This is a genomic window from Cytobacillus purgationiresistens (genome assembly GCF_030813235.1).
Taxonomy (GTDB): domain Bacteria; phylum Bacillota; class Bacilli; order Bacillales; family Cytobacillaceae; genus Cytobacillus; species Cytobacillus purgationiresistens.
Genome location: NZ_JAUSUB010000005.1, coordinates 1 through 17,694 on the forward strand (window position 1 = coordinate 1; position 17,694 = coordinate 17,694).

A 17,694-nucleotide genomic window follows, 5' to 3' on the forward strand; every position below is an offset into this window, starting at 1 on the left:
CCGGTTGCTCCGGTTGCACCAGCGGGTCCTGCTACACCGGTTGCTCCGGTTGCACCGGCAGGTCCTGCTACACCGGTTGCTCCGGTTGCACCGGCGGGTCCTGCTACACCGGTTGCTCCGGTTGCACCGGCAGGTCCTGCTACACCGGTTGCTCCGGTTGCACCAGCGGGTCCTGCTACACCGGTTGCTCCGGTTGCACCGGCAGGTCCTGCTACACCGGTTGCTCCGGTTGCACCGGCAGGTCCTGCTACACCGGTTGCTCCAGTACAACAATTGCATCGATGTTTTTTGTTGCATTTTTTTCGTCGATTACTCTTAATACATTTTTTATCATGATATAACATAAATAAATCCACCCCCTTCCCACTATAAATTTACATATTCTAACTTATTGTATTCAGTTGTTACATCTGTGCCTGATTAATTAGTCTAATTCATTTCAACAAACATTTCTTATCCTCCAATTTTCAAATAATGGTATAGTTTCATGGATACCATTTAGTTAACTCTTAACTCTCTATTATAAAAATAAGAGAGGAAGTGTCCGACATGGAATCAAAAAACAATCGTAAATATAACGATGATTTTTAAAAAATGGTTGTTGAACTTTATCACACTGGTAGCTCGGTGAGTACATAAAGTAGTTAATATGGTGTATCTGAAGTCACAATATATAAATGGATTAAAGCCCTGACCCCCTGTGAATGGCGAGGAAAATAGTTTCACACCACAGGACATAGCTAATAGCCAAAAAGAGAACCTTCGAATGAAACAGGAAATTGAAATCTTAAAAAAGGCTATGGCCATATTCGCCAGAAAGTAACTGACACCGAGCTAACAAACTTGATTTATAATCAAAAAGAAGGGTTTCCCATTCAGGTCATGTGCGACGTAATGGACATGCCAAGAAGTACTTATTATCAGTCACTGAATAAAAAGGAATCGGCACGTGACTTGGAAAACCAGCTCCTTCTTGAACAGGTTAAATTGATTCATCAAGAGAGTAAAAGGCGATATAGAGCCCCTAAGATTCACTTTCTTCTATTAAAAGCAGGGTTTTCAATTAGTCTTAAACGAGTTCAACGGATTATGAGAAAGGCGGAAATTTATTCAATTACGATCAAAACATTCTGTCCACAATCAAACAAGAAACCGATTGAAGGTAGTGAGAGCATTCTACAACAGGATTTTTCTACATCTAAATTGAATGAAAAATGGGTGGCCGACATCACCTATATCCACTCTTTGCAAGATGGTTGGTGTTATTTAGCTTCGGTTTTAGACCTGCATTCTAAAAAAAGCATCGGATATTCTTTCTCTCGATCCATGACGACTGATCTTGTTTTACATGCTTTAAACAATGCCATTTCTGTCCAACAGCCAAAGCCTGTCTTATTTTGCATTAATCCATTGATTTCTTATAAGGCTAAAAGTTCAAGTCTGGCGGAAAGTAAAGAAAGTTGCGGTCGATGCTTACCATCTCCGCGAGCTGTTTAATAATGAGGATTTAGAACCGTATAAAAAGAGAGGAGTTCAACTTTTAAACCTTCGAAATCTTACAAGACAGCACAAGAATATAACGGGGGCATGGATTCAAACAAAACCTCAATTTCAAGCCATTCTAGACTAGGTCTTCCCCGAATAGAGAGGGGTTTTTGGTGACTTATATTCAGTATATCACTCTTAACTCTGTCAGAATTTCCCTCATCTGAAGATATATTAAAGGCAAAGTGTAGAAACTGTAACGATAAAATCGCTGAATTAACAAGTCGTTCATATAGATGGGCTAATGAAAAAGCTAATCAGCTCAAGGACGCAACAACCGAAACCCGTTTGAAAAGACGGTTTATCAGCGTCATATTTTAATTCTTGGTATGTATATAAAACATTCTTCAATACAAAGAGCACCTATCCAAGTTAGAGTCTGAGATAGATGCCCTCGCTAAAGAAGTTGAAGAATATAATATTATCAAATCTATTCCTTGTATCGGAGAAAAGATCGCTGGAACGATCATTTCAGAGATTGGAGAGATAGATCGATTTACTAATCCTATAAAGCTAGTAGCTTTCGCTGGGGTTGATCCAAGTAAATCTGATAAGTTTACAGCCACCACACTAAAAGAGGGGCAAGTAGGCTTCGTCAAAAAACAAGCGATGAAACCATTCCTCATAATAAGAAATTACGAGAGTTCTGATAAAAAACGTGATAAAGGGAAGCCTTTTAAAGTAGCTGTAATCGCTTGTGTGAATAAGCTCTTACATTGGATTGTTGCACTATTAAAAAGCAAAACACCCTTCCAAGATATAGCATAGAAACAATATCTAGCTATATAACGAAAAGCCTTCCAATTAGATGACGGAAGGTTATTTCGTAAGCCCTTTTTCAGTATATCATCAAAAAATTCTAGATTTTAATGAAAAATATTGACAAACTATTAGCTGATTTAGTCGAATAAAAAAGGCTGCTGGCTGCAACCCTTTATTTAACGTCCCTATAGTACAATATGCAAAATTCACGCCTAGCCTAATATAAGCAAATATATCGATTAAACTAAGGGATCAGATTGTTGAGTACAACAGTTGATTATGTTATGATAATAATAATCTTACATTTGTCATTTTTAAGGAAAGGAGTGTCCAAATCATGAAGAAAAAAATACTTAACTTTTTGTCATTAGGATATGGGTACTCAACTGCTGTTTTTTTCTAGAAGTCATTAAATTGGTGAAGTTTGTCCAAATGATGTTCTATTTGAAATGCAGAATAAATTAAAATGGCGAGGTAATAAAATGACGAACGGAAAAATTACAAGGTCAAACCCACTAGATATGCCAGCACCGGTTGGGAACTATACACATATTACAAAGATTCCCAAAGGATCAGATTTGTTTGTAACATCAGGTCAAATTGGCTTAGATTTAAACGGACATATTCCCTCAAACTTTAATGAGCAAGTGAGCAATACATTTACGAATATAAAACGAGTATTGGGATCTGAACAACTAAAGAGTGAAAACATAATAAAGGTAAATGTTTGGTCAACAGAAAAAATAGATTGGAACTTCTTCTATTCAGAGTGGGATAAATTGTTCGACACTGATTATCCGGCAATGACAATTGGATATATTGTCGAATTAGGCTTACCTGAAATAAAAATTGAAATTGAAATTTGGGCTGCAAAAATGTAAGTTTTTCAACCACACTTCATCGAAACCGTGAACGAATTAGTTCATGGTTTTTTATTTCAACAATCGGGTGCCTCTCTTGAACAAGGAGAGTGCTCTTTTTGAAGATTTTTCACCACGACAACCTAACAGTTATAATTGTGCTAACCTGCCCCGTTTTTACAATAAGCCCTTCTGAATGAAAATGGCCCCGGTTACGATAAATATAATTTTTCTACTATCTTTAGCCATCTCTTCTATTGCAAATGGAATTCGAGGACTTTCATCTTCATATATGGCGTACACCTCTCCTTTGTTTTCCATTAGGCATAAGCGGATCCAACTAATATTTGGAAAAGAAAACGGACTAAAAATTAGAAGTAAATTTGGATGGGGGACTGTTATAACGATTAGAATTCCAAAGTAAACTATAAAAATAAAGCAAAAAGTGTCTCTTCGCTATTTTTAATCCTGTTAGAACTAAAAATAGCGAGGATACTAAACGATAAAGTAAGAATTATTACTATTGATTAACTTTTTCGTAGTCGTTAAGATAGTTTAATGCAGTTTTGACGTAATATATAACACCTAATTCCAACGCTTCCTCTTTAATCATAAATTTGGGGTGGTGATGTGGATAATTTTCTTCGTTGTCTTCACTTCCAGCACCTAGGAACACAAAACATCCAGGGACTTCATTAGAAAAAGCTGAAAAATCCTCACTTCCCATTACTGGCTCTGCACTGTTGCATTGTTCTTTTCCGAACTCTTCAACGAGTGTTTGTTCTACCAGTGAAGTAATATATTTTTCATTTACAACCGAACTATAACCAGATTCATATTTCATTTGGTAGGAGCAATCATTAGCCTCGGTCGACCCTTTCACATATTTTTCAATCCATATTGGAATTTGCTTTCGTATTTCAGGATCAAATGTACGTATGGAGCCTCCAAAGGTAACGGAATCTGGAATGATATTATGTGCGTCACTGCCTTGAATTTTTGTCACCGATAAGACAACACGCTGAGAAGAATCTACTTTTCTAGAGATGAATTGATTGATTCCATTTATAAGCTGCACGGCTATTGCAACTGGATCAATGGTATCATGTGGTCTAGAAGCATGTCCTCCCTTCCCTTGAATTAAAACATCAAATGTATCAGCAGCAGCCATCGCAGGACCGTATATAATGCCAAAATGTCCTAATGGCTCTTGGGAAGCAAGATGAAGACCAATGACGCCATCTACTCCCTCTGTGACACCGGCTTTTACCATTTCCTGTGCACCCCCAGGGATCAATTCCTCAGCATGTTGAAAGAAAAAACGAATTTCCCCACTTATATGTTCTTTTAATGTTGACAACACTTTGGCAGCTCCTAGCAGCATAGCCGTATGACCATCATGTCCACAAGCATGCATGACACCACTATTTCTTGAAGAGAACGGCAAACCTGTTTCTTCTTGAATTGGCAGAGCATCCATATCCGCTCTTAAGGCTAGGACCTTGCCGGGGTTAGTACCAATTAATCGAGCCATGACACTTGTTTTTGTAGGTCGTGATAATTCGAAATTTCCAAAAGATTCAAGTGTTTCATAGACAAACTTAGAAGTTTTTATCTCTTGAAACGATAGTTCTGGATTTTCATGAAGATGCCGACGCCAATTTACAACTTGAGAATTCATACTCTTGACCAAACTTTCCAAATTAACTACATTTTCAACCACAAATAATCCCCCTAATGATGAAATATTAGTTATTTCTTAATTACAAGTCTATTTGGAAAAGATTTTATAATCAATATAAATTTTATAATATTCAAAATACAACAACCATTGAGTGATTTCACAAAAAATGAGACTTTTATAACCGTGGGGAACTGACTAACACCAACTTCTCAAAAAAAAGGTGCTTATTTTAGAAAATGCCTTTTCTAAAACAAGCTCCTTTCTTAAGCTTATTATTTTGTTTTACGTAGGCTGGATGAAATGCATCGAGGACGGAGTTAAGTACTCTCCTACGATGTTCCTAAAACAACACCCAGTTCTTTCAAATATTGCCGATACGCAATACTCATCCGATCGCATACGAGCGAAAGCTCTACTTGTAAGTCCAACGGGAGCTCCTCTGGCTTTTGGTTTTCGACAACAGGCTTATCTTGCGCGAAAATATGGTCTTGGAACTTTACAATTTCTTCATCGGTAAGTCCGGTATCATAATCAAAAGATAAAATTCCGTATGCGATAGATTTATCTTCATCTACAGGACGGACGGTTAAAAGAATCGTCATCATTGTATTATTTTCACGATCTCTTTTTGTGAATTTAACTATTAAAGGACGAATGATCTCGTACGTATAATAAACATATTTCGGTTTTCCTGAACCATCAGGATCCGGTTGATAAATGGCAATTTCGTCTGAGAAAATTCGGTTGTCCACTTTATTTACCCGGTAATCTAGAATTTCTTGATGTGTCTCAGACCCCAGGAATCCTTCATGGACGACTGCTAAATGACCGACATCAAGAAAATTTTCAATGATACGAGGCGGTTTCGCTTGCACTTCTTGCGGACCCCATATGACGTTGCGGTATTGAGCATTTTCCATTTCTTCATAGTTAAAAATCTCCGGGTGATTATTACTTAAATTAACCCAGATAAAGCCGTATTTTTCAATACAGGAATAGGAAACAGCCTTTGCTTTTTTAGGAATCGCTCTTCCTTCAGGCAGTTGGGGAATGTGTACACAATTTCCGTTATCATCGTATTTCCATGCATGATAAGGACAAACAAGGCAATCATTCTTCACTTCACCAAGTGATAGAGCCGCACCCCTATGAATGCATAAATCCTTGAAAGCATGAACGCCTTTACTATTTCTAAAGAGAGCCAAACGTTCCCCCATCAGAACAATTTGAATAGGCTTCTCTTTCACATCTTGAGAACGACAGGCAACTATCCATTCTTCTTGTAGCACTTTATCTTGAATCATTTAATCTCCTCCAGCTTAATTATCCACCTTCATTCTAATCGCGTGACAGCAATCGGTCAACAAAAAAACGAATAATAAATATAACCACGTTTATATTGTTCGTTTTATATGTACAAAAATGATTTTATTTAATATAATCTACTTAATTACGAATAAAATACGAACATCAAGGAGGAAAATCAAATTGGAGCAGAAAGAAAAAAACGGTATTATCATTGGGGTCGATGATAAAATCAGTTATAGCAAAGCCTTTATACTTGGATTACAACATGTGCTAGCAATGGATTTATATATTGCACCTATTATTATTGCTGGACTTCTTGCATTAAGTACAGAAAATACTGCTTTCTTTATCCAAATGTGTTTTCTTGCTACAGGAATTGCTACTTTAATACAGACAGGCTTTGGGATTAAACTTCCTGTTGTACAAGGTCCCTCCTATGTTCCTATCGGGGCTATTGCAGCTATTGGAGGGAAACTGGGACTTGGGGCGATTGCAGGTAGCTTAATTCCAGGGGCTATTATTGTTGCTCTTCTAGGTTATCCGCTAAAATGGTTTGCAAAAACGGTCAGAAAAATCATTCCTCCTCTCGTCGGTGGTACAGTCATTATTATTGTGGGAATTGCTTTAATGCCTATAGGGTTAAATAATATTTTTCATGCTGAGGGAAATATAACTGATAATATATTTGTGGCAGCTGTAACTGCTAGTGTTTTAATTATTTGTATGCTGCTTGGACGAAGGATGCATGGAATTGGTACCTTCTTTCGTTTAATTTCAGTTATCATTGCGATTGTCGCCGGAACTATTACAGCTAGCTTTTTGGGGACTGTTGATTTTTCGCCTGTTAAAGATGCAGCTTGGTTTTCTATGCCAACGCTTTTCCCATTTGGCCCACCAGTATTTGATATCGGTGCAATTATTACGATTGTTTTTGTCTATCTTATTATATTAATTGAAACGACTGGAACGTGGTTTGTTGTCTCAACTGTCACAGGTAAAGAACTGGATGACAAACGCTTAAATCGAGCATCCGTTGGAGAGGGCCTTGGTTGTCTTACCGGGGCTCTTTTAGGAAGTACACCAATGACTGGCTACTCATCCAATGCAGGATTACTTGCCATCACTGGTGTAGCAAGCAGATTAGCCATCATGGCTTCGGGGGTTATTCTTATTGGACTTGGGCTCATTCCAAAGCTCTCGACTTTGATTACCTGTATCCCTGAACCTGTTATTAATGGGATTTTCGGAATCGTGTGTGTGGCAATTGTGACAAATGGAATGAAGGTAATTCAGCCAATTATGATTGATGATCGCAATATGATGGTTATTGGGGTTCCAATTTTATTAACCATTGGTACGACACTCTTGCCGAAAGAAGTTTTATATAGCGCACCAGATTGGGTGAATTACTTATTATCATCAGGTATTACAGTCGGTGCCTTAGCAACAGTCATCTTAAATCTAATCATTCCTAAAGGGAAATAAAATGGCATTCAAATAGGAGCTGACTTTGGTTTAACAAACGGCAATGTTCTAAAAGGTTAAAAGAAGAGGACCCAAAAGGTCCTCTTTTGAGTTATATTTTACCACTAAACCAGCTAATAGGTTGTCAATATATTATTCATTTTTCTATAATATACTGTTTTTATCCATACCAAATAAGCCTTCCATAATTGCTGGAAGGTTTTTCATCTTATGGATAATAGAAACTTCCTAGACTATATCAAGAAAGCTTTTTTAATAAAGCATATATCCAATGAAGATGTTTATTTACACAAGCAACCATCACAACTTTTGAAGGCTTGCCTTCTAATCTTTTCTTGTCGTAAAATCCTTTGAGGTTCTTATTTCTAAAGCTCCTTATTCAGCATAACACCGCCAGATATATACTATGTCTTAGCTAGCCTACTGGAACCACGTTTCGTTATACGATATGTGGTTGCTGTGAACATGCACTCGGATCAACCAGCGTAGGCTACCAACTTTTAGGGTGATGAAACCGTTCAATTTCCCCTATTTCTGAAAAGATCGTTGCAGTGATCTTTTCTCAAATTCAAGGGATTTTATTGGATTATCTTATATTCAACTCTTTCATTTGCAAGGGTATGATATGTCTCTCTAAATCCGAAAGATATCCTTGGTAATGAAATAGAATATCTATATACATATTAAGGTTCATCAAATGACTTTGAACAGAATGGTTTGAAAAGGGTTCTGAGACGCCGAATCAGCCTTTTAGCTCGTTTCGTCGCCCATTCAAGAGAACGCCTCGAACAATGTTTTTTTATAAAAATGGCTAATTCCAGCTCACCTTTACATAGGATCTTCTCTGATGTCTGGAAATCCTTTAATACAGTTAATGATACTTATGAAAATAAAACCCCAAATCCCCCCGATATTCTGGAAATACTTGACCCAGAATCGTATGAAAGTTTAATTTGGCTTCCACATGCATATTCGTTATAATTTCTTGCTGGCGAGCTAAGTTTCGTAGATTTAAAAGCTGTAATTCTCTCGTGTTATGAGGTTCAAATTCTTCTTTATAGTAGAGGATTCCTAATTGATATGCATCGAATGCATCTGTCTTTACCTTTCTTAACTCGATTGCTTTGTCTGATAAGAAATAATGGGATATTAATAAAACATAAGGTATTTGATTCTCTACTAACCATTGTATGATTGGCGTATGATAATGACTTGTTGACTCTAAAATAATGACTGGTAATTCCCCAGTAAGTGATTGAATCTCCTTAATAAAAATAAGGAACTGCTCTAATTCTCCCCGAGTTTCATTAACGCGCAAACCAGCATAGGTAAATAAATAGATAATGTACAATTCTCAGATGTACCTTGGCCCCCGCATTGCGTTATATTTTTAAGGGATACAAGCTAAGGTCCCTGCCAACAAAACGTATTTCTTCGTTTTGTTGGTAGGGACCCTTGGTGATACCCCTATTTAGTCCAGATTCATGGGCTTTAGCCCCTTCAAAGACAATAGAAAAAGCCGTCTGTTGCTAGACGGCTTTTTCGCTGCTATGAGAAGTTGCATTATAACAAAAATACATCTTATTGATGCAAAAAATAATCAAACACTAAGTTCAATTAAAAATTGCTTACCGTACAAAATTTCCGAAATATTGGCGAGAACCTAACTGGAAAAATTAGTTTGAAATCCCTATAGGATATTATGGTAACATTAAATTTGAAAGTAAAAAAATAAAAAAATACACATCAACCTTAATAAAAGACGAACTAAGGAGGGTTTAATAATTTGAGGTGGTTTTTTGCTATTCTATTAATTTTGTTTGGAGCTTTCTTATTAGCTTTAAACATTGATCAGATCGGTAATATTGGCAATGTAATTCTGAAAATTATTGGAATTGGAATTATTTTTGTTGCGGGCTTATTTGTTAGAACCAAGAAAGATTAATAGGGTCCTACCACATGCCCATCAAGCTAAAGACGTAATTGACTAGATACGAAATAATTCTTGTTTCAAAACGAGCGAGTGATGGAAAAGCAGGCATGTCAAAGAAGCCTATTAAAATACGATTTTTCACTAGGCAGCTTGTCTATGGTTTACTGTCGTTTCGTTCACAATCCCTAGAATATCAAAGACGGTCTTTTTCTTATACCGATGACATTTACGACCGTTCTTTTTGAGTAGCTGATAAAGACGATGCAGAACTTCCAAAAGTTCTTCTGTGCCAACTGCTATTGCTTGAAACAATAACGGAAAGTAATCTTTAATCCTATAAATCGCTTTGTATTCACGCAACTCCTGCTTTTTCCTTTCAAGCAGAAGCTGTCGCATTTGAAACATTGTAGAAGAACAGAGGAGAATGCCAATGAGTTGTCCATATTAATGGCACTCTAGGCGTTCTTTTTTTATATTTTTACATTCATCAATTTCAAAGAATGACTCCACGTTTTGAACAAAATTTCAATCTGCCAACGAAGTGAATACAATGAATGCACGTAGTTCATCGGTATTTCTTCTAGCGACGTGTTCGTGATATATACATTCATGCCCATTAAACGTTTGCTTTTATCTTTCATGATAACGCCTTTCTTCTTTTCACGTATCGCTTGGTTTTTCAGGCGTGTTTGCGTTTGATCGTCGGTTAAACGATGGATAATGACAAGTGCTGAAAGCTTCTGATTTTTGCCAATGTATGCCTCGGGTATTTCCATCGTGTCACCAGGGGTTAGACCAGACATCATTTGTGTCATAACAAGCTGGATGTATTCTGTTTGCTTTTTTAACGTGCCATTTTTGAAGTATTCTGGCTCAGGTTTTTTAATATAAATGCGTGTATTCAGCTTCAACCGCGAGATATAGTAAGCCTCTTTATCATGAATGGCTTGTAATTCTCCTAAATCGAAGTAACCAAGATCACGCTAACATAAAACGCCCGCCTCTACGGTTTCAAGCCAGATGGTACCGTATGTTTTATCATTGTTCTTTCCTGGCCCTAGCTGCACGTTTAAAAATTGACCACTCAGTAAATCGTATTCTAATTGGATCTTTACACCTGCTGTATTGACTACTACCACCTGAACCTTGATAATCTCTTGCGAAGGCATCTGGCAGCTGAAACACTGTCGCATCCAAAATCCGAATACGTTTAAAAGCAGAATTCATGTGTGAAGATAGCGATTGTGTCGCACAAAGTTTCTGTGTTAGGAGCGAAGTAAAGACTTTTCGGAGGAAGTCGACAGCTGCTGAATTAAAGCGTTGATTGAGTCCCTCTTGACTCATGAGTACACCCGTTGAAGCCTCTAACCGACTACATAGTTGCGTAAGGGATATACTGGCGACTTCTTGGCTGAGCCAAACGCAAAGGGCGATAAGTTCATCTGCTTTGTACTTACTAGATCGCTGTACAAAACCAACCTGTTTAGCGATTTTTTGAAGGACGATTGGAGATAGATAGCGTTGTAATTCTTGTGAGAATAGATGTAATTCTTCAGAAAGCGAGAGGTCCATGAAAAAACGTCATCCTTTTCAAGTATTTTACTGAAAGAATAACGTTTTTTTCATTTTGGGGGAAGCTTGTTTGGTTAGCTTGATGAGCATGTGGTAGGGACCCCTATAGTAAGGAATCGAATAAAGACTTACTGAGCAGTATAGCCTCCGTCTACCATTAGATTAGTACCTGTAATGAAAGATGCTTTTTTACTAGCCAAAAAAAGACACGCTTCAGCTACTTCAATTGCCGTCCCCATACGCTGCATAGGGTGTCTCTGGATTCTTTCTTTTCGCATATCATCATTTAAATCTTTTAATAAATTCGTTTCAATATATCCAGGGCAAACTGCATTCACACGAATCCCCTTATCTGCATACGTGACGGCAATACTTCTTGTCAGGTTTGTAACCCCACCTTTAGATGCTGCGTAAGACGTAATATCTTTTTGACCTACATGACCTAAAATTGATGAAATATTGACGATACTGCCTTGTCCATTCGTGAGCATGCATTTTACGGCAAATTTATTCGTCAAATAAACACCCGTAAGATTTACATCAAGGACACTTTTCCATTGGTACAGTGTAGTATCATGAAGCGGACTTATTTGATCAATTCCCGCACTGGCAATGACGATATCCACTTTTCCAAATTGTTTCATGACTGTTTCAAAGCTTTCTTCCACTTCATTTTCTTTCGTTACATCGCATAGGATAGACATCGCCACTTTTCCATCTGCTATTAGCTCCTTAGTGATTTTTTCCACAATTGAAGTTCTATCCACTAATACTACAGAGGCTCCTTCCTGTGCAAATAGTTTAGCCACTTGCTTCCCAATTCCAGAACCTGCACCTGTAATAACAGCAACCTCATTTTGAAGAATACTCATATACTTAACCTTCCTCCATCAATTCGATAAGAACTGCCAGTGACAAATGAGGCCCGATCAGATGCTAAGAACAAGACGACTTGTGCAATTTCCTCTACCTCCCCAAATCGTCCTAGAGGTATTTTTTTTAAGAAAAATCCATCTTCCTTGCTTTCGATATTCGACATAATTGTATTCATCATACTTCCATTTGTTGAAGTAGGACTTATTGCATTTACACGTAATCCAAAAGGGGCGCCCTCTATTGCAGCTGCTTTTGTTAATCCATTAACCGCATGTTTGGAAGCGATATAGTCGCTTAATGAACCCGTTCCTCTTTCACCAGCATCCGATGAAGTATTAATAATAGATCCGTATTTCTGTTTTTTCATAATTGGAAATGCGTATTTTATGCCGAGAAATACGCCAGATACATTGATCTTCAATGTTTTTTCAAATTCCGCTAAGGATATCTTTTCAAATGGCTGCATTTTTCCAGATATTCCTGCATTATTGAACAATACATCAACTCTTCCGAACTTTTCTAATACTGCTTGAAAAGCATTACTTACTTCACATTCTGAAGTAATATCTACTTTCATCATTAAGGTGTCTTCTTTGGTTAATTTTAGTTGGTTAGCTACTTCTAATAATGCTTCATAATTTTGATCTAGCATAACAAGGTTGGCACCTTCTGCGGAAAAGGCTTTAGCTGTTGCTCGTCCAATGTCTCCTGCAGCACCTGTTATTATTACAACTTTTTCGGTAAAATCCACTGACATCTCCTCTACCATCTTTTTCTTTATGATTTAGATATAATCTTACCCCATCCATTTTCTTCAGTAGCATAAAAGTCTCCTTTCACAACGCCTCCACCAAGTATTTTCAACGGTTTTAACAATTCAAGTGGCTCAAATTTTGTAGATTGAATATCAAGTTGAACATCAAAATGAAGCTTGTCTTTTAGCTTGAAATCAGGTGAAGTATCTCTCTCGATAATTTGTCTAACCGATGGTCCTCCACCTGGATTCGGAATCATCCGAATATTCAGATGAGGTGTTATTTTCGGTTCTTCAACTTTTACTGCCTCTTCTGAAGATATTGATGTTAGTTCTAAAAATACCTTTTCATCTTTTTTTACTTTTCCGGAGTAGACTCCATTCTCTTCCGTCAGAGTAATATCTGCATATTTTTTGGGATATCCCCAAAGCTCTCTTCCTGCTGATATTGCAGCATCATTGTTTTCGTATTCATAAATGTAATATCCGCCATATTTATCTCCATATTTTATAGGGACGACTATTGCACAATCCATATAAGATAACTTATCACAATTGCTGAAATCTGTTACAGAAATCACTGCTTGATTGCTTACGTATTCAAATTCTGTAAAAGAAAGAATGCGTCTCAATTCTTCCTCGTTTACTTCAACTACTGCATATAGTGAGACATAATCAGGACTTTCGTAAGGAACGAATGGATCTGGAAACGACGGTGCATGCACTGGCATACTCGTAGATTTTTTTATCATAATGAAAACCCTCATTTCATGATTACTGAACTGAATTTTATTCTTTTGTAAATTTACTCACAACGATAACAACAATAGTCGATAATATTGCCGCTGGTATAAGTTCATACATATAAGGCTGCCAAGGAGTATTAATCCATATTATCGTAACAACCGTTCCAGTAATTATTCCCGAAATTGCTCCTATTATTGTCACAATGTTTGTGTAGAGCAAAAGCAATACTACCGGACCGAAGCTAGCCGCTAATCCTGCCCAAGCGTATAAAACGAGTTGGAATACAGATTCGATGTTCATGAGGGCAATAAGGGTAGCAATTGTTCCTAACCCAACCATCGTAAATCTGCTGATTATAATCATTTGTTTGTTGGAATATGTTCTTTTTGTCACTGATTTCAGAATATCACTTGCTAAAGATTGCGTAGCTACCATCAGCTGTGAAGAAAATGTCGATTGAATTGCAGCAAAGATAGCACCTATAATAATCCCAGAAATGATTGGGTGCATCGTATCTCCAACAAGGGTAGGGAATACATACTCAGGATCAGCCAAACCAGGTAGTGAAATTCTTCCGATTAAACCAAGTAGATTAGAACCCATCATGACAATGATGACCCAAAACATTGCGATTAAAGAGGCTTGTCTAATCGTTTGATCATTTTTTGCCGATAAAAATCGCTGTACAATATGCGGCTGCCCTGGCTCACCTATACCGAACCCTACTAAACCTATGATGATCCCAATTGCCGCGGCCCCTGTTGCACCACCTGCTGAAGAAAGTAAAATAGGATCAATCGATTGTAATGTTGTAAAAAAATTCACAACACCGCCAAACTCAAAAAATATCATATAGATTGGAAATAATATTAATACTGCTAGCATGAGGAGTCCTTGGAAAAGGTCCGTCCATACAGCAGAAGTGTATCCTCCTAAGACAGAATAGCCCATTACAAATACAGCAGATAAAACTAGTCCTAAGCTATAGTCAAAATCAACTATCGAATTAAGCGCTTTCCCTGCTGCCGTTAATTGTGAAGCCATATAAGCCACAAAAAATATGACAATTATGAGACTGGAAATCACTCTTAGGACATTCTTACGATCTTTCAGCTTTATGCTAATGTAGTCAATCATACTTAATGCACCGAGCGCCTCACCTTCTTTACGAAGTCGAGGAGCCACAGCGAACCAGTTTATTAAATAGCCTACTATAAAGCCTGGTAGCATCCACATAGTTGAAATACCTGCTACATATGCGTATCCAGCAGCTCCAATAAATATCCATCCACTTGTATCCGTAGCACCTGCACTTATAGCTGTCGCCCATGGACCAAAATTTCGGTCCCCAAGGAAATATCCTTCCTCACTTTTAGACATAAATCTTTCAGAGGCAACCCCTATAATGAAAACGATAGCCAAATAAATCACAAATACCGTTATCATTATTCCACCTTCTTCTTCTCTGCTCTATTTGAAAGATAGATCGTTGCAATAAACCCTAATACTGGAACGATGACATACAAAAACCAAAGTAGCCCGACATTTTCCATTCCCTTCACTCCGATTCTTTATTTTTGTAAATCTTCTACGATTTCCCCGTAAGAAAGCGTGAATGATCCAACTACATAAACTGAACCTACAACTTCTACAGGTCCTAAAGAGGATAAAGGATCATCAAGGGAATTCTCCCATTTAAGCGTTGCTTTCCCAGTTACCTTGGACTTGATAACACTATCATAAAAGCCATTTTTAATAATGGTGTTTAAGTCCGTTCCATCTTTTTCTGGATGTGGCATTCTTTTCACCTGAAGTCGTGGGAATAAATTTGGTTGCGTAAAATCTGTTTCTGCCTCTTCAAAATGAATATTAATAATTTCTTTCCCTTTTCTACTTACCGTTCCTGTAATAGACTTTTCTTCTTCTATAAACTGAATATCCCCAAGTTTTTTCGGGTATCCCCAAATTTCTCTTCCTGCACATAAAGCGTCATCTGAATCAACGTACTCAAAGGACATACAAGCACCTGTAATATCCTTATACGAGCAAGGAATGATAAGGCCGCCTTCACTGTAATTGTCTAGGCCTTCAATCTCATTGTTTCGCAAAACAAATACTTCCAAAACATCTCCAGCTACTTTAAATTCCTTTGGCAAAAGCTTTTGCATTTTTTCCCTGTCAGCTTTACAGTACACACTAATCTTTTGATAATCATGATAGCGGTAAGGTAATTTAGGATATAATGGTGCATACTCTGGTAAAATTGAATATTCGAATTTTGTCATTTTATTTCTCTCCCCAAATGTTATTCTTGTATATCCTTCTGTTTTTCTCCTTTCTTGTTTAAGAGGAATTAATGCAAGAATTATGCCAATAGAAAAAGTACTGAAAACACTATATTTTCAGTACTTTTTTTATTCATTACCCATTTTTCTATATATTTTAAAGTAATTACTCATATTTGAGTAGTTTAATTCGAATTATTTCCGGTTCCAAATTATATTTTTTGATTTTATTACTCAGTGATTGTTGGGGTAAATCTAAATTTCTTGCAGCTTGAGAGATATTTCCCTTCGTTTCATACAGCGAATCCATTATCATCTTTCTTTCTATCCGCTGTATTTCTTCTTTGAAATTGACTTTTGTATTTTTTTTTCGAAAAAAATCCCCTTGAGCATAATTTGGAGAAATGACGTGTAGGTAATCAGAAAATTCTATATCACTCTTTCCGATGTAGTCTGACTGAACAAGATTCATTAATCGTTCAATCATATTTTTTAATTCTCTTATATTCCCCGGCCAAGAATGATCCATTAAATAGGCTAGTGCTTCCTCCGTTATCCCTTTGATACTTTTCTTCAGCTTCACATTATATTCGGATATAAAATGTTCGATAAGTAAAGGAATATCTTCCTTCCTACTTCTTAATGGGGGAAGCTCGAGATACAATACATTTAGCCGATAAAATAAATCTTCCCGCATTTCTTTATTTTCTAACAGTTCTATTGGGTGAATATTCGTTGCAGAGATTATCTTCACGCTCACAGGTATTTCTTTTGTCCCTCCCACTCTCCTTACTTTTTGATCTTGTAAGACACGAAGTAATTTTGCTTGTAGATTCATAGAAAGAGAATTTATTTCATCTAAAAATAAAATTCCTCCATTCGCAAATTCAAATAGCCCTTCCTTGTCAACGGCTCCTGTAAACCCACCTTTTACTGTACCAAAAAGGAAAGATTCCAATAGGTTATCAGGAATCGCTGCACAATTTTGCGTAATTAAAGGCCCTTGAGTTCTAGATGCACGATGAATATTTTGGACAATCACTTCTTTTCCTGTTCCTGTTTCTCCATATATAAATAGAGGTGATGGGGTTTTTGCAAATAACTTAATGTTATTTTTAATATTTTGGATCGATTCATCTTCTCCAATGAAGTCTCGAAATTCTTCCTGACTTTTAGATACATCATTTTTCATTTTTGGTGGATGTTCTGTATTCTGTAATTGCAAATCGATTAATTGATCTTTTATTTTCTGCAAAGCAGAAACATCCTGAAAAATTTCGAATGCCCCAACAACAATCCCATCATCGATTATTGGAAATGTTGAGGTTAACGTCGTTGTCCTTTCTCCTCTATATGTCACGAATGTTTGCTGCTGATTGATAATTTCTTTTTTTGTTTTCAAAGCATGTATGAAGGTACTATTGTTTTTCGCTAAATTCGGAAATATATCAAAAACATTCTCCCCAATAATTTTCTTATTTGATAATCCAATAGAGTCGACTGCCTTATTTGCAAAAATAATTGTAAGATTTGTATCAACGACCATAATACCGTCATTTATTGAATTGATTACTTTATTTTCCCAATTCATGTTCTTATGTGTCTCCTTTAGCTTAAAGATAAGAGAAAATCTAGAATGCTAGAAAATATAAATATAATAATCCAAACTCAACTAATGCCTTTTTAGTTGACTAATAAGGAGTATCGTACTCCTTTTATGTTTATAAAAGTAATTATATTTGATTTTAGATTGGATTGCTCACTTTCGGAATAGGCTCCCCAAAAAAATAGTAAAAAAGACGACCCTACACTAAAAAAATGAATTTGGTCTTCTTTTCTTTGTATAGGGCGAAAAGGGGGGCGACCAAAAGTAAGAGGGAAAA

14 protein-coding genes and 3 pseudogenes are annotated in these 17,694 nt (G+C 36.8%); 5 read left to right on the top strand and 12 right to left on the bottom strand.

All coding sequences use genetic code 11. The features are described from left to right. Window positions 1–344 (bottom strand): collagen-like domain-containing protein (locus J2S17_RS07015; RefSeq protein ID WP_307473273.1); only part of this gene is annotated, 344 nt, incomplete at its 3' end. Window positions 345–900: 556 nt separating this feature from the next. Here J2S17_RS07015 and J2S17_RS07020 point away from each other — a divergent pair. The 3 genes and pseudogenes from J2S17_RS07020 to J2S17_RS07030 form a co-directional block, all read left to right on the top strand. Continuing rightward, window positions 901–1,107, top strand: a pseudogene (locus J2S17_RS07020) (IS3 family transposase); the annotation flags it as partial. Further along, window positions 1,090–2,313 (top strand): annotated as a pseudogene (locus J2S17_RS07025) (DDE-type integrase/transposase/recombinase). The pseudogenes J2S17_RS07020 and J2S17_RS07025, both read left to right, overlap by 18 nt. 476 nt (window positions 2,314–2,789) lie before the next feature. Continuing rightward, window positions 2,790–3,188, top strand: a complete 399-nt coding sequence (locus J2S17_RS07030) for a RidA family protein (RefSeq protein WP_307473275.1) — start codon at window positions 2,790–2,792, stop codon at window positions 3,186–3,188. Between the two features lie 156 nt (window positions 3,189–3,344). Here J2S17_RS07030 and J2S17_RS07035 read toward each other — a convergent pair whose 3' ends face one another. From J2S17_RS07035 to J2S17_RS07045, 3 genes are all read right to left on the bottom strand, one after another. Then, window positions 3,345–3,488, bottom strand: a complete 144-nt coding sequence (locus tag J2S17_RS07035) for a hypothetical protein (protein WP_307473276.1) — start codon at window positions 3,486–3,488, stop codon at window positions 3,345–3,347. A 199-nt stretch (window positions 3,489–3,687) separates the two neighbouring features. Then, window positions 3,688–4,890 (bottom strand): M20 metallopeptidase family protein, encoded by a 1,203-nt coding sequence (locus tag J2S17_RS07040; RefSeq protein ID WP_370874971.1) that lies wholly within the window; start codon window positions 4,888–4,890, stop codon window positions 3,688–3,690. Window positions 4,891–5,180: 290 nt separating this feature from the next. Beyond that, window positions 5,181–6,155 carry an aromatic ring-hydroxylating dioxygenase subunit alpha gene (locus J2S17_RS07045; RefSeq protein WP_307473278.1) on the bottom strand — a complete coding sequence of 325 codons (975 nt, stop codon included), beginning with the start codon at window positions 6,153–6,155 and terminating at the stop codon, window positions 5,181–5,183. Between the two features lie 184 nt (window positions 6,156–6,339). Between J2S17_RS07045 and J2S17_RS07050 the strand changes: the two genes are divergently transcribed. Beyond that, complete coding sequence (locus J2S17_RS07050; RefSeq protein WP_307473280.1) at window positions 6,340–7,644, top strand: uracil-xanthine permease family protein; 1,305 nt, start codon at window positions 6,340–6,342, stop codon at window positions 7,642–7,644. Window positions 7,645–8,515: 871 nt separating this feature from the next. Here the strand turns inward: J2S17_RS07050 and J2S17_RS28825 are convergent. Then, the gene (locus J2S17_RS28825; protein ID WP_370874972.1) at window positions 8,516–8,995 is read right to left on the bottom strand and encodes an IS110 family transposase; all 480 of its coding nucleotides are present in this window, start codon (window positions 8,993–8,995) and stop codon (window positions 8,516–8,518) included. A gap of 435 nt (window positions 8,996–9,430) precedes the next feature. On the opposite strand from J2S17_RS28825, the gene J2S17_RS07060 reads away from it, so the two are divergent. Further along, the gene (locus tag J2S17_RS07060; RefSeq protein WP_307473283.1) at window positions 9,431–9,589 is read left to right on the top strand and encodes a hypothetical protein; all 159 of its coding nucleotides are present in this window, start codon (window positions 9,431–9,433) and stop codon (window positions 9,587–9,589) included. 129 nt (window positions 9,590–9,718) lie between these two features. Here the strand turns inward: J2S17_RS07060 and J2S17_RS07065 are convergent. From J2S17_RS07065 to J2S17_RS07095, 7 genes and pseudogenes are all read right to left on the bottom strand, one after another. Further along, window positions 9,719–11,149 (bottom strand): annotated as a pseudogene (locus J2S17_RS07065) (IS4 family transposase). A 128-nt stretch (window positions 11,150–11,277) separates the two neighbouring features. Next, window positions 11,278–12,021, bottom strand: a complete 744-nt coding sequence (locus tag J2S17_RS07070; protein ID WP_307473285.1) for an SDR family NAD(P)-dependent oxidoreductase — start codon at window positions 12,019–12,021, stop codon at window positions 11,278–11,280. Beyond that, the gene (locus tag J2S17_RS07075; protein WP_307473287.1) at window positions 12,018–12,776 is read right to left on the bottom strand and encodes an SDR family NAD(P)-dependent oxidoreductase; all 759 of its coding nucleotides are present in this window, start codon (window positions 12,774–12,776) and stop codon (window positions 12,018–12,020) included. Before J2S17_RS07075 ends, J2S17_RS07070 begins: the two co-directional genes overlap by 4 nt. Window positions 12,777–12,802: 26 nt before the next feature. Continuing rightward, a complete protein-coding gene (locus J2S17_RS07080; protein ID WP_307473289.1) occupies window positions 12,803–13,531 on the bottom strand; it encodes an acetoacetate decarboxylase family protein in 729 nt (242 codons plus the stop codon). Window positions 13,532–13,568: 37 nt separating this feature from the next. Then, complete coding sequence (locus J2S17_RS07085; protein WP_307473292.1) at window positions 13,569–14,972, bottom strand: sodium/proline symporter; 1,404 nt, start codon at window positions 14,970–14,972, stop codon at window positions 13,569–13,571. Window positions 14,973–15,097: 125 nt separating this feature from the next. Continuing rightward, on the bottom strand, window positions 15,098–15,811 hold the full coding sequence (locus J2S17_RS07090) for an acetoacetate decarboxylase family protein (RefSeq protein ID WP_307473293.1): 714 nt from the start codon (window positions 15,809–15,811) through the stop codon (window positions 15,098–15,100). A gap of 166 nt (window positions 15,812–15,977) precedes the next feature. Further along, the gene (locus J2S17_RS07095) at window positions 15,978–17,402 is read right to left on the bottom strand and encodes a sigma-54 interaction domain-containing protein (RefSeq protein ID WP_307473295.1); all 1,425 of its coding nucleotides are present in this window, start codon (window positions 17,400–17,402) and stop codon (window positions 15,978–15,980) included. Window positions 17,403–17,694: the final 292 nt, after the last annotated feature.